The sequence below is a fragment of the Pseudomonas sp. PA-1-3F genome (assembly GCF_021609665.1).
GTDB classification, from domain to species: Bacteria; Pseudomonadota; Gammaproteobacteria; order Pseudomonadales; family Pseudomonadaceae; genus Aquipseudomonas; species Aquipseudomonas paracarnis.
Genome location: NZ_WJZD01000028.1, coordinates 24,288 through 36,734 on the forward strand (window position 1 = coordinate 24,288; position 12,447 = coordinate 36,734).

Sequence of the window (12,447 nt, forward strand, 5' to 3'; positions counted from 1 at the left end):
GAACGATCATCAGTACAAGCGCTGCATCATTACTTACCGAGCTTGCGCAACTCGTCCGATTCCACCACCCGCACGCCATCCTGTTCTTCCAGCGCCAGGCGCCACATGGCGCGGGCCAGTTCGCAGACTTCAATACCGTGGTACTTACCGGGAATCAGCCGTGACAGCGGCCCGGCCAACTGCTCGGCCAGGCGCGGTTCCAACCGCTCCCCCAGCAGCAGCGATGGACGTACGATGGTCAACTGCGGCCAGTCTTGCGCTCTCAGCGCCAGTTCCATTTCCCCCTTGACCCGGTTGTAGAACACCGAGGATTTCGGGTCGGCGCCAATCGCACTGATCACGATCAGATGCCGCGCGCCCAGTTCCCGTGCGCGCTTGGCGAAGGCCACCACCATGTCCAGGTCGACCGCACGGAACGCCGCTTCCGAGCCGGCCTTTTTGATCGTGGTGCCCAGGCAGCAGAAGGCAATATCCACGCGGCCGCTCAGTTGCGGCAGGAACACCGCCGGGTCGCCCACCGGGTTTTCCAGGCGTGGATGTTCAGCCAATGGTTTGCGGCTCGGTGCCAGCACGCGGGTCACGGTGGGTTCGTTGAGCAGGCGGTCGAGCAGGTGTTCGCCAGTGAGGCCGGAAGCCCCGGCCAGCAAGATATGCTGCGGTGTCAGGTACATGGTGTTTCCCCCTTGTTACACGTTACAGCTTAGTTGCCTTTGGCTTCCTTGCTATTCATTGAGACGCTTTCGAGCGCCTTTCGTGCCTGCTGTTTACGTAATAATTGCCAATGGGCGATCACGCCTTTAGGGGCCCAGATCTGCGGTTCGGAGGCTTCGAAGTTGTCCGCCTGTTCGCGTTCGGCCACGTGCAGTTGCGCCAGTTTGAAGGCGTGTTGCAAATCATCCGTCTGGTTGAAAGCTTGTGCGAAAAGGGCATCACCGAAGTAGGTGAAGTCTGCTTCTTCCGAGCAGCCGAATGACACGCGGTCTGCACGGGAGGCGGTCATGATCAGGGTGCGCTCATCTTTGAGCGCCGGTATGAAACCGCCGGAGTAACACGCGGAGATCACGATGACCTTGTCGCGGTTTTTCAGCGGTGCGAGCACGGCGGCCAGCTCGTCGGCGGGCAGGTCGGCCAGTTCCATGCGCGGTTGGTCGAGCACCAGCTCATGCTCATGGGTGCCATGGCTGGTCATGTAAATGAACACCAGGTCTTCCGGTCCGGTCCGTTCGGCCAGGGTTTGCACCGAGCGGCGCAGGCTTTCGCGGGTGGCCAGGGGGCGGTCGGCGATATGGTCGCGGTGGTTGACCAGGCGCACCTGCCCGCGCGCGCCGAAGCGGGTGGCGAGCAGGTTGCTGACGTAATCGGCCTCGCGCAGGAACACGCTTTGCTTGCCGTCGCCCGCCAGCACCAACGTGTATAGCTCGACGGCCGGAGTGGACGCGGGCACTGTCGCCAGGGCGTCATCGAGCAAGCGGCCTTGAGCCAGTATGCCGGTCTCCAGAGGGTCCGGCAGCAGCTTGCCCTCGGCGTCGCGCACGCGCAGGCCGTTGACCCAGGTGCCGGACTGCACGGTGCCGTCGGTGAGTACCAGGGTGCCACGGCCTTGATAGTTGTCGCTGTCGAAGCCACCGATATAGAAACTGCCATCGGTGAGGTTCAGGCGCCCTTCGCCGGTAAAGCGCCAGTCACTGAACTGGCCGACATAGTGGCTGCCATCGACCCCGATCAATTCGCCTTTGCCGGTCAGCGCGCCTTCCTTGAACTGGCCGATCCACACATCACCGTCGGCGTTCTCGTAGCGGCCTTTACCGTTGAGCTGGTTCTGCTTGAATTGGCCGACATAGATATCGCCTTCGGCGCTATTGAAAGTGCCATTGCCTTCCAGTTGTCCATCGACAAAGCGGCCGCTGAACTGGTTGCCGCTGTCGTCATTGCGCTGGCCTTCGCCATTGGGCTTGCCGTGGGCGAACTGGCCCTGGTACTGACTGCCGTCGGCCAGTTCCAGGCGGCCGAGGCCTGAGTACTGGTCGTCCTGGAATTCGCCGCGATAAGTCATCTGCCCTTCTTTGAGGGTGCCTTCGCCGTTGCGTCGGCCGTTCTTGAAACCGCCCACGTAGCTGCTGCCCGAGGTGGTCAGGCTACCCTGGCCGTCAAACAGGCCCTGCTTGAATTCACCTTTATAGACTTCGCCATTGCTGCCATGCCATTCGCCCTGGCCGTGCCACTGGCCTTTGTCGAACTGGCCGGCGTACCAACTGCCATTGGGGTAGTCCACACGGCCTTGGCCTTGCAGCAAACCGTTGACCACATCGCCACGGTAGCGGCCGCCATCGGGCAAGCGCGCATCGGGCGGCAACAGCGATTCGCCGTCTCCGCAAGCGGTGAGCAACAGGGCAAGGGCAAGGGGAGCGAGTGGGCGCATAGCGGGATCCGGATAATTGAGCGCCGAGTATGCCGTAGCCGGGGTGCCGAACCTAGTGGTCTATGCGCAGGATCCATCACCTGTAGAAGCGGGCTTGCCCGCGAAAACTCACAGGCGCCGCATTTGTTCAGCAAGCACGCGTTATCGCTGACGACCTTCGCGAGCAAGCTCGCTCCTACAGTGGGGGTGTGGCGATCATACGAAGCAGAGTGACAGCGACTCGGCAATATAGGCCGGCTTCTCCTGACCTTCGATTTCCAGGGTGGCGGTGGCCTTGAACAGCCATTGGCCCGGTTTTTTCTCGGTGACGTCAGTGAGGGTGACGTTCAGCCGCACCTTGGAGTTTACTTTCACCGGCTGGATAAAGCGCACGCTGTCCAGGCCGTAGTTGACGGCCATCTTCAAGCCTTCGGGCATGATCAGGATGTCTTCCATCAGCTTGGGCATCAGCGACAGTGACAGGAACCCGTGGGCGATGGTGCTGCCGAACGGGGTTTGCGCCGCCTTGACCGGGTCGACGTGGATGAACTGATGATCGCCCGTGGCTTCCGCGAACAGGTTGATACGCGCCTGGTCGATGGTGAGCCATTCGGAACGTCCCAGCTCCTTGCCGACGTAATCTTTGAGCTGCGCTACGGGTACATAGGGCATTGCGTCTCTCCTTGGTTCATCACTTACGTGCCCGTTGATAAGGGGCGTTTTTATGGGTTACAGAGAACCAATGTAGATCATCATGGGCAATCAGCCTGGTCAACCCAACATGCTTTTGGCGAATGCCGGAGCATAGGGCGGGCATGCTTATAATGCGCGCGAGTTTTGAGGGGGGAGAGCGGGATGCTGTTACGTGGCCTGACCTGGCTGGTGCTGTTTCAAATGATCGGCACCGCGATCAATCATTTGCTGGTGCCGGTACTGCCGGGGCCGATCATCGGCTTGTTGCTGATGCTGGGCTTTCTGGTCTGGCGCGGTGAAGTCGGCGAGCCCCTGAGCCTGGCGGCCGGCAGCCTGTTGCGTTACCTGCCGCTGCTGCTGGTGCCGCCGGCCGTGGGAGTGATGGTGTATGCCAAGGACATCGTGGCGGATTTCTGGGCCATCGTCGGGGCGTTGGTGTTGTCGCTGGTGATCGCCATGGGCTTTGTCGGTGTGCTGATGCAGCAGATGGTCAAGCGCAAGGAGAAGGACCAATGATCCTCGACTGGCAGGGCGCCTGGACGGCGGTCATTCATCACCCGCTGTTCGGTATCGGTATCACCCTGGGTGCCTATCAACTGGTGCTGGCGGGGTTCGAGAAAACCCGCTGGATCTTCCTGCAGCCGGTGCTGGTGTCGATGCTGCTGGTGATCGGCGTGCTGCTCACCTGCGGGCTGAGCTACGCCGAATACCGCAAGAGCACCGAGATCATGGGCATCCTGCTGGGGCCTGCGACCGTGGCCCTGGCGGTGCCGCTTTATCTGAACCTGCGACGGATTCGCCAATTGTTCTGGCCGATATTTACTACGCTGGTGGTAGGCGGGGTATTGGCCACCGGCCTTTGTGTGGCGTTGGGATGGTGGTTCGGGGCCGAGCACAGGGTGCTGATGACCATGGCGCCCAAGTCGGTCACCTCGCCGATTGCCATGCTGGTGGCCGAGCAGATCGGCGGCGTAGCGGCCTTGGCGGCGGTGTTTGTGTTGATCACTGGGGTGGTCGGCGCGATGATCGGTCCAGCGCTCTTGTCGCGCCTGGGTGTACGCAGCCCCGAAGCGCGCGGCATGGCCCTGGGCATGACCGCCCACGCCGTCGGCACCTCGGTGGCCCTGCAGGAAAGCGAAGAATGCGGCGCCTTCGCGGCGCTCGCCATGAGTTTGATGGGCGTGGCCACGGCGGTGTTCCTGCCGTTGGCGGTGTCGGTCATTGTTTAACCCAGGTTTTAAGGAAACCGTTATGAGTCTGGCGCTATTCCCCCTCAACACTGTGCTGTTCCCGGGCTGCACCCTCGACTTGCAGATATTTGAGGCGCGCTACCTGGACATGATCGGCCGTTGCATGAAAAAGGGCGAAGGCTTTGGTGTGGTGTGCATCCTGGATGGCTCGGAAGTGGGCACGGCCCCTGACGGTTATGCGCTTGTCGGTTGTGAAGCGCTGATTCGTGACTTCAAACAGCAGGACAACGGCCTGCTGGGCATTCGCGTCGAAGGTGGCCGTCGTTTCCGCGTGCGTGAGGCCGGCGTGCAGAAAGACCAGTTGCTGGTGGCCGATGTGCAATGGCTGCAAGAATTGCCGGACCAGCCGCTGGGCGAAGAGGACGCCGACTTGCTGGCGTTGCTTGAGGCCTTGGCCGAACACCCGATGGTGGCCTCGCTGGACATGGGCGGCCAGGCCGAAGGCCAGCAAGCCCTGAGCAATCAGTTGGCCTATCTGCTTCCATTTAGCGAGGCCGACAAGATTGACTTGCTGCAACTGGACGACCCAGGGCAACGCCTGGATGCGATCCAACTGTTGCTCGATGAATTGCAGGGCGAGCTGTTCACCTGATGTTCGGATTTGCCTGACAGAGCTTTCAGACTTTGCTCGGTCGCCTCCACTGCGCCGCCTGCACTATTTTCCGATCGCACAACAATGATCGGAGATAACCATGATTCGGCTGACCCCCTCGGAACAAGTCGCGTGGGACGCTTATTTTGTCAGCGTGACCACGCAATTACTCCAGCAGGAAGCCACGCGTGGCGCGGAGTACATCACCGAGCGCGCCGCCGAAATGGCCGATGAAATGCTGCTGGAGCGCCGCGAGCGTTACGCTGAACGGCGCAGCGCCTCCGTGGACTGGATCGGCCCGGCCAAGGGTCAATAGGCGTACCTGAGCAGTGCGTGGGGCGTACCGGTAAAGGCGATGAAACCGAGCACGGCCACCACGGCGGGCAGCACCAGCCACCAGGCTTTTTGCGACATGGCTGGCAATGGGCTGCGGTGCTCGATTGCCGTCAGGCTGAACGCACACACGGTCATTGCCAGCAAGGTGCCGGCCAGGATGTCCGTGGGCCAATGGGCGCCCAGGTACACCCGCGACAAGGCAATGAACGCCGCGGGAATGCAGCCCAGCAGCATCCAGGTCAGGCGCAGCCGCGTAGGTTGGCCGCGACCGGCCAATACCGCGAGCGCCAGGAAGAAGGCAAAGGCCCCGGAGGCATGGCCGCTGGGCATGCTGAAGCTGGTCAGCGGGTCCGTTAGGATTTCCGGGCGGCCACGGGCGAAAAACAGCTTGGTGCCGGTGTTGATCACTGCCGCGCCAGCGAGGGTGGCGCCGACAAATACGGCGTGGCGCCACTGCCGTGCCAACAGCAACAGGCCAGTGAACACGGCGCTGGCGAAAAACATCTTCTTGAACTCACCCAGTTGGGTGACCCGCACCATCACCTCGTCCAGCCACGGGCTGCGATGTTCCTGCACCAGTGCGCTCAGGCCCTGGTCGAAGTCATTGAGATGGGGGTAGCCGATAAACAGCGCGATCAACAACACCAGGCTGGCGCAACCAATCCACAAGGTGGTGCGCCGATGCCCGCGCCAACTGCTGTTCAAACTCATCCCCAGCAGTACCGCCAGGCACGCCGCGATAATCGCCGCTTCCGGCCAGAAGCCTTCCGGCAAGGGCAGACGGAACGCGGCGCCGGCAGCCCAGCCCGGCAGCAGATAGGCCACGGTCCAACCCGCTGCGGCAATGATGCTCACAGCGGCAAAGCGCGGGAAGGGCATGTCGCACATGCCGGCGACCATGGGCAGCATGGGACGCAATGGGCCGATGAAGCGCCCGACCAACAAGCTGGCGATTCCGTACTTGTGGAAGTAGGTTTCTGCACCGTTCATCCATTCAGGATGCTGGCGCAGGCCGGGCAGGCGCCGAATGTTCTGATGGAAATGGCGGCCCAGGTAATAGGAAACGCCGTCGCCCAATAAGCCGCCGAGGAAGCCCAGCAGCAGGGTTTCACTCAGCGACAGCGCACCGCTGCCAGCCAACGCGGCGATTGCAAACAGCAATACCGTGCCTGGCACGATCAACCCGGCAATCGCCAGGCATTCCACACACGCGACAATAAACACCGCCGCTGCCAGCCATTGTGGGTTGAGGGTCAACCAGCCGGTGATGCTATCGAGCCATTGGCCCATACAATCCACTCCATGCATACAAAACAGAATTTGAGACGGTGAAATTCAACTGTGGGAGCTGGCTTGCCGGCGATGGCTGCGGCATGGCCAGCATTGAAGTTGCCTGACACACCGCTATCGCAGGCAAGCCAGCTCCCACATGGGATGTGTCGCGCGTTAAATCAAAAAATAATCCCGGCCTTCGACCTGCCCCCGACGCAGCGGGTTCCGCGTGCAATAAGGCGCATAGCCAGCATCGACGAAACGGTACATCAAGTGCTCATCGCGCCCAGTGGGAATGCCCAGGCGCGTGGTCTGGATAATCTGCGTGGGCACCTGGCCCACGTCTTCGACATACAGCAGTTCCTGATCGAAGCGCTTGGCATCCCACATCGGCACTTTCAGGCCCAGTGCCTTGCACAGCAGCGTCTGGCCTGCACACAGCTTCTGCGAGGGGCGTGGGCTGCCGTCGGGGTTGGGGTTGTTCAACAGCATCTGCGCCAGGCTCGCCGCCCCGGAAATTTCGTCGACCCAGGGATAGGCCGATTTGATCAGCACGGCATTGCCCGGGCCGTGGGCGCTGAAGTTCAACGAATCACCGCCACGGGCGTAGTACATGTAGATATGGCCACCACCCAGAAACAAAGCCTTACGCTTTTCTGTGTAGCCGAGTGAGGCGTGGCTGCCTTTTTCGGCCACGTAATAGGCTTCGGTTTCAATAATTCGCGCCGAAAGCCAGAGATCGCCCACACGATGACGAATGACTTTTCCGAGTAATTCACGCGCAAGCAGTTGGGCATCGCGGTCGAAGAAGCTATCGGGCAGCGGGCTGGCGGGGAGCAGCGGGGGAAAGTCGGGCATGGCGGTCAAGGGTTGATACGGCTAAATGTGACCGAATCATAACAACTCTCACCTTAATTACGGCTGAACCTGGGGTTTTTACAGTTCATTTCGACCATCCGCCCCTCACCGCTGTCAGTCGGGCGGCGTCACAGCTATAATCTGCCGCTTTCCTCTTTGCCAAGACTCCCTGACCATGACTGAGTCCGTTCTTGACTACATGACCCGCCTGGGTCGCGCTGCCCGGCAGGCCTCGCGGTTGATCGCCCGTGCGAGCACCGCGCAGAAGAACCGTGCGCTGCTGGCGGCTGCCGATGCTCTGGATGCTTCGCGCTCCGAGTTGACCGCCGCCAACGAGCTGGACCTGGCCAATGGGCGCGCTAACGGCCTGGAGCCAGCCCTGCTGGACCGCCTGGCGCTGACCCCGGCACGTATCGACGACATGATCGAAGGCCTGCGTCAGGTGGCCAAGCTGCCTGACCCCATCGGTGAAATTCGCGACATGCGTTACCTGCCGTCCGGCATCCAGGTGGGCAAGATGCGCGTGCCCCTGGGCGTGATCGGCATCATCTATGAGTCGCGTCCGAACGTGACCATCGACGCCGCGAGCCTGTGCCTCAAGTCTGGCAACGCCACTATCCTGCGTGGCGGTTCCGAAGCGATCAATTCCAACCGCGCCATCGCCGCCTGCATCCAGCAGGGCCTGGCCGTGGCCGAGTTGCCGGCTGAAGTGGTGCAAGTAGTGGAAACCACCGACCGTGCTGCCGTGGGCGCGCTGATCACCATGCCGGAATTCGTCGACGTGATCGTGCCGCGGGGTGGCAAGAGCCTGATCGAGCGCGTCAGCCGTGATGCCAAGGTGCCAGTTATCAAGCACCTGGACGGCGTCTGCCATGTGTTCATCGACATCGCCGCCGACCTCGACAAGGCGATTCGCATTGCCGACAACGCCAAGACCCACCGCTACGCGCCGTGCAACACCATGGAAACCCTGCTGGTGCACGCTGGCATTGCCGAGCGTGTGCTGCCGCCGCTGGCCGCCATCTACCGTGACAAGTCGGTAGAGCTGCGCGGTTGCGAGCGCACCCGTGCGCTGCTGGGTGCGGACGTCATCGAGGCGACCGAGCAGGACTGGTACACCGAGTACACGGCCCCGATCCTGTCGATCCGCATCGTCGACGATCTGGACCAGGCCATCGAACACATCAATACCTATGGCTCCAAGCACACCGACGCCATCGTTTCCGAGCATTTCAGCGATGCTCGGCGTTTCCTCAACGAAGTGGATTCCGCTTCGGTGATGGTCAACGCCTCGACGCGTTTTGCCGACGGCTTCGAGTACGGCCTGGGGGCTGAGATCGGTATTTCCACCGACAAGCTCCACGCACGCGGCCCGGTGGGCCTCGAAGGGCTGACCAGTGAGAAGTACGTGGTGTTTGGCGACGGTCATGTGCGCACTTGATGACTAAACGCATCGGGCTGCTCGGCGGTACTTTCGACCCCGTGCACATCGGCCATTTGCGCAGTGCCCTCGAAGTTGCGGATGCCCTTGCGCTGGATGAGCTGCGCCTGCTGCCCAATTTCCGGCCGCCCCATCGCGACACGCCGCAGGTGGCCGCCGAGCAACGCCTGGAAATGGTGCGTGTTGCCGTGGAAGGTATATCGCCGCTGGTGGTGGACGATCGCGAACTCAAGCGCGATAAACCGTCCTACACTATCGACACCCTGGAGCTGATGCGCGCCGAATTGGCCGCGGATGACCCACTGTTTCTGCTTTTGGGCTGGGACGCATTTTGCGGCCTGCCCTCTTGGCACCGCTGGGAGGAACTCCTCCAGCATTGCCACATCCTGGTTTTGCAACGCCCGGATGCCGACAGCGAACCGCCGGATGCCTTGCGCAACCTGCTGGCCGCGCGGTCGGTAAGTGACCCCTTGGCCCTGACCGGGCCGAACGGGAATATTGCATTCGTCTGGCAGACCCCGCTTGCGGTGTCCGCCACCCAGATCCGTCAACTGCTGGCCAGCGGGAAGTCGGTACGTTTCCTGGTGCCTGACGCGGTCCTGGCCTACATCGATGCGCACGGGCTTTACCGTGCGTCGAACTGAAAAGGCGCGCTTGAACGCACGAACCGTGCAGCAAGCGCCCGAACATACGAGCAAAACGAGTTTTATATGACGAACAAAGACGTAAGCAAAGTTAAGCGCAAAGGCACCTTCAAAAGCGCGCCGCTGCCGGTTGAAGCCCATGTCGGCCCGGAATTGGCTGGCGAAGAGCTGGTGAAAGTCGCCGTGGCTGCCCTGGAAGACGTTAAAGCCCAGGACATCCAGGTGCTGGACGTGCGCGACAAGCAGAGCATCACCGACTTCATGATCATCGCCACCGGTACCTCCAACCGCCAGATCGGCGCGATGCTGGACAAGGTTCGCGAAGCCGTCAAAGCCCAGGGCGTCAAGCCACTGGGTGAAGAAGGCAAGGGCGACAGCGACTGGGTGTTGCTGGACATGGACGATGTGATCGTTCACATGATGACTTCCAACGCTCGCCAGTTCTACGACCTGGAGCGTCTGTGGAAAGGCGCCGAGCAAAGCCGTGCCGCCGATGGCAAGCACCACAGCCCGGAAGTGGGCCACGCGCACTTCGACAAGCTCAACAAAGACCAGGAATAAGGAACGGCTGTGCGCCTGCGTCTGATCGCTGTCGGTTCACGCATGCCCAAGTGGGTGGAAGAAGGCTGGCACGAATATGCCAAGCGTCTGCCCGCTGAGCTGTCGCTTGAGCTGGTGGAAATACCGCTCAATACCCGGGGCAAGAACGCCGACGTGGCGCGCTTTATCCGTCAGGAAGGCGAAGCCATGCTGGCCAAGGTCGGCCCCAATGAGCGCATCGTCACCCTTGAAGTGCACGGCAAGCCCTGGAGCACCGAGCAACTGGCGGTGGAACTGGATCGCTGGCGCCTGGATTCGCGCACGGTCAATTTCATGGTCGGCGGCCCGGAAGGGCTGGCGCCGGAAGTCTGTGCGCGGGCCGATCAGCGCTGGTCGCTGTCGGCGCTGACGTTGCCGCACCCGTTGGTAAGGATTCTGATCGGTGAACAGCTGTATCGCGCCTGGACAGTTCTGTCCGGGCACCCTTACCACAAATAGTCTGCGCCGCCCCCGATGACCCAGCCGATCCGCATCAAGGACCACGAGAAAGACGCACGTCTGGTACGCGCGCGGGTGGTGTTCGGTGCTGTCTTGGTGGTGGTGCTGATGTGCGTGCTGATTGCGCGGCTGTATTTCCTCCAGGTGATCCAGTACGACTATCACTCCACGCTGTCGGAAAACAACCGGGTGCATGTGCAGCCGATTCCCCCGACCCGTGGGCTGATTTTCGACCGCAATGGCGTAGTGGTTGCCGATAACCGGCCCAGCTTCAGCCTGAGCATGACCCGTGAACGCTCCGGCGACTGGAAGCAGGTCCTGGATGTCATCGTCGAGGTGCTGCAACTGACGCCGGAAGACCGGGCCGTCTTCGAGAAGCGCATGCGGCAGGGGCGCCGGCCGTTCGAGCCGGTGCCGATCCTGTTCGAGCTGACCGAAGAGCAGATCGCCCGTATTGCGGTGAACCAGTTCCGCCTGCCGGGTGTGGAAGTGGTGGCGCAGTTGGTGCGGCATTACCCGCAAGGGCCGCACTTTGCCCACTCCGTTGGCTACATGGGGCGGATCAACGAGAAAGAGCTGAAAACCCTCGACCCGATCAACTACAGCGGCACCCATCACATCGGCAAAACCGGTATCGAGCGCTTCTACGAGGCCGAGTTGCATGGCCAGGTAGGTAACGAGGAAGTCGAGACCAATGCGCGTGGTCGCGTATTGCGCGTGCTCAAGCGCACCGATCCGGTGCCTGGCAAGGACATTGTCCTGAGTCTGGACATCAAGTTGCAGGAAGCTGCCGAGATGGCCCTGGGCGGTCGGCGGGGTGCCGTAGTGGCGCTGGACCCGAAGACTGGCGAAGTGCTGGCGATGGTCAGCCAGCCCAGCTTCGACCCCAACCCGTTTGTGACTGGCATCAGCTTCAAGGCCTACGCAGAGCTGCGTGATTCCATCGACCGGCCACTGTTCAACCGTGTGTTGCGCGGCCTGTACCCACCGGGCTCGACCATCAAGCCGGCGGTGGCGATTGCCGGCCTGGATGCTGGCGTGGTCACGGCCTCAAGCCGGGTGTACGACCCTGGCTACTACATGCTGCCCAACTACGATCACAAGTACCGTAACTGGAACCGCTCCGGTGACGGCTATGTCGACCTAGACACCGCGATCATGCGCTCCAACGACACCTATTTTTACGACCTGGCCCATAAACTGGGAATTGATCGGCTGTCTGCCTACATGGGCAAGTTCGGCCTCGGTCAGAAAGTCTCCCTGGACATGTTCGAAGAATCCCCCGGCCTGATGCCGTCGCGGGAGTGGAAGCGTGCGACCCGCCGCCAGGCGTGGTTCCCCGGCGAAACCCTGATCCTGGGTATCGGCCAGGGCTATATGCAGGCCACTCCGCTGCAACTGGCCCAGGCCACGGCGCTGGTGGCGAACAAAGGCGTGTGGAACCGACCGCATCTGGCCAGGACCATCGAAGGCGAAAAGCCGGTGGACGACAATCCGATTCCTGACATTGTGCTGCGTGACCCGTCCGATTGGGCCAAGGTCAACCACGGCATGCAGCAGGTGATGCACGGCGCTCGCGGCACTGCGCGCAAAGCGGCAATTGGCGCTCAATACCGCATTGCCGGCAAAAGTGGTACCGCCCAAGTGGTCGCGATCAAACAAGGCGAAAAGTATGACCGCTCCAAGGTGCAGGAGCGCCACCGCGACCACGCCTTGTTTGTCGGCTTTGCCCCGGCGGAAGACCCGAAGATCGTAGTGGCAGTGATGGTCGAGAACGGCGAGTCCGGCTCCGGCGTCGCGGCCCCAGTGGTACGCCAGGTGATGGACGCCTGGCTGCTGGCCGACGATGGCCGGCTCAAGCCCGAGTATGGCGGCCCCCCTTCAAGCCCCGAGGTTACGGCCCGTGAAGAGTAATTTTGACCGCA

At 61.8% G+C, this 12,447-nt stretch carries 14 protein-coding genes; 9 read left to right on the forward strand and 5 right to left on the reverse strand.

From position 1 onward, the window contains the following. Positions 1-29: 29 nt before the first annotated feature. The 3 genes from GIV26_RS19750 to GIV26_RS19760 all read right to left on the reverse strand — a co-directional run bounded on the left by GIV26_RS19750 (position 30) and on the right by GIV26_RS19760 (position 3,070). Positions 30-671 carry an oxidoreductase gene (locus GIV26_RS19750; RefSeq protein ID WP_014720096.1) on the reverse strand — a complete coding sequence of 214 codons (642 nt, stop codon included), beginning with the start codon at positions 669-671 and terminating at the stop codon, positions 30-32. A 29-nt stretch (positions 672-700) separates the two neighbouring features. Beyond that, positions 701-2,419 (reverse strand): C13 family peptidase, encoded by a 1,719-nt coding sequence (locus GIV26_RS19755; protein ID WP_054896193.1) that lies wholly within the window; start codon positions 2,417-2,419, stop codon positions 701-703. A gap of 195 nt (positions 2,420-2,614) precedes the next feature. After that, positions 2,615-3,070, reverse strand: coding sequence for a MaoC family dehydratase (locus GIV26_RS19760; protein ID WP_003194496.1), 456 nt, complete (start codon positions 3,068-3,070; stop codon positions 2,615-2,617). Between the two features lie 183 nt (positions 3,071-3,253). Here GIV26_RS19760 and GIV26_RS19765 point away from each other — a divergent pair, with 183 nt between their 5' ends. The 4 genes from GIV26_RS19765 to GIV26_RS19780 all read left to right on the forward strand — a co-directional run bounded on the left by GIV26_RS19765 (position 3,254) and on the right by GIV26_RS19780 (position 5,249). Next, the gene (locus tag GIV26_RS19765) at positions 3,254-3,607 is read left to right on the forward strand and encodes a CidA/LrgA family protein (RefSeq protein WP_054896192.1); all 354 of its coding nucleotides are present in this window, start codon (positions 3,254-3,256) and stop codon (positions 3,605-3,607) included. Beyond that, the gene (locus GIV26_RS19770) at positions 3,604-4,320 is read left to right on the forward strand and encodes an LrgB family protein (RefSeq protein ID WP_034126899.1); all 717 of its coding nucleotides are present in this window, start codon (positions 3,604-3,606) and stop codon (positions 4,318-4,320) included. Before GIV26_RS19765 ends, GIV26_RS19770 begins: the two co-directional genes overlap by 4 nt. 22 nt (positions 4,321-4,342) lie before the next feature. Next, the gene (locus tag GIV26_RS19775) at positions 4,343-4,933 is read left to right on the forward strand and encodes an LON peptidase substrate-binding domain-containing protein (protein ID WP_034126900.1); all 591 of its coding nucleotides are present in this window, start codon (positions 4,343-4,345) and stop codon (positions 4,931-4,933) included. Between the two features lie 100 nt (positions 4,934-5,033). Then, positions 5,034-5,249, forward strand: coding sequence for a hypothetical protein (locus GIV26_RS19780; protein WP_034126901.1), 216 nt, complete (start codon positions 5,034-5,036; stop codon positions 5,247-5,249). On the opposite strand, the gene GIV26_RS19785 is transcribed toward GIV26_RS19780, so the two are convergent. Further along, positions 5,243-6,559, reverse strand: a complete 1,317-nt coding sequence (locus GIV26_RS19785) for a bifunctional DedA family/phosphatase PAP2 family protein (protein WP_054896189.1) — start codon at positions 6,557-6,559, stop codon at positions 5,243-5,245. The two genes, GIV26_RS19780 and GIV26_RS19785, sit on opposite strands and share 7 nt — an antisense overlap. Before the next feature lie 156 nt (positions 6,560-6,715). Continuing rightward, positions 6,716-7,399, reverse strand: a complete 684-nt coding sequence (locus tag GIV26_RS19790) for a DNA-3-methyladenine glycosylase (RefSeq protein ID WP_072448252.1) — start codon at positions 7,397-7,399, stop codon at positions 6,716-6,718. Positions 7,400-7,574: 175 nt separating this feature from the next. Here GIV26_RS19790 and GIV26_RS19795 point away from each other — a divergent pair, with 175 nt between their 5' ends. The 5 genes from GIV26_RS19795 (at position 7,575) to mrdA (ending at position 12,436) form a co-directional block, all read left to right on the forward strand. Then, a complete protein-coding gene (locus GIV26_RS19795; RefSeq protein ID WP_034126904.1) occupies positions 7,575-8,840 on the forward strand; it encodes a glutamate-5-semialdehyde dehydrogenase in 1,266 nt (421 codons plus the stop codon). Further along, complete coding sequence (gene nadD, locus GIV26_RS19800; protein WP_003194480.1) at positions 8,840-9,484, forward strand: nicotinate-nucleotide adenylyltransferase; 645 nt, start codon at positions 8,840-8,842, stop codon at positions 9,482-9,484. The genes GIV26_RS19795 and nadD overlap by 1 nt, the downstream gene beginning before the upstream one ends. 66 nt (positions 9,485-9,550) lie before the next feature. Beyond that, positions 9,551-10,045 carry a ribosome silencing factor gene (gene rsfS / locus GIV26_RS19805; RefSeq protein WP_003176298.1) on the forward strand — a complete coding sequence of 165 codons (495 nt, stop codon included), beginning with the start codon at positions 9,551-9,553 and terminating at the stop codon, positions 10,043-10,045. A 9-nt stretch (positions 10,046-10,054) separates the two neighbouring features. Next, the gene (gene rlmH, locus GIV26_RS19810; RefSeq protein WP_003176297.1) at positions 10,055-10,522 is read left to right on the forward strand and encodes a 23S rRNA (pseudouridine(1915)-N(3))-methyltransferase RlmH; all 468 of its coding nucleotides are present in this window, start codon (positions 10,055-10,057) and stop codon (positions 10,520-10,522) included. A 15-nt stretch (positions 10,523-10,537) separates the two neighbouring features. Next, positions 10,538-12,436 carry a penicillin-binding protein 2 gene (gene mrdA, locus GIV26_RS19815; RefSeq protein WP_034126905.1) on the forward strand — a complete coding sequence of 633 codons (1,899 nt, stop codon included), beginning with the start codon at positions 10,538-10,540 and terminating at the stop codon, positions 12,434-12,436. Positions 12,437-12,447 lie beyond the last annotated feature (11 nt).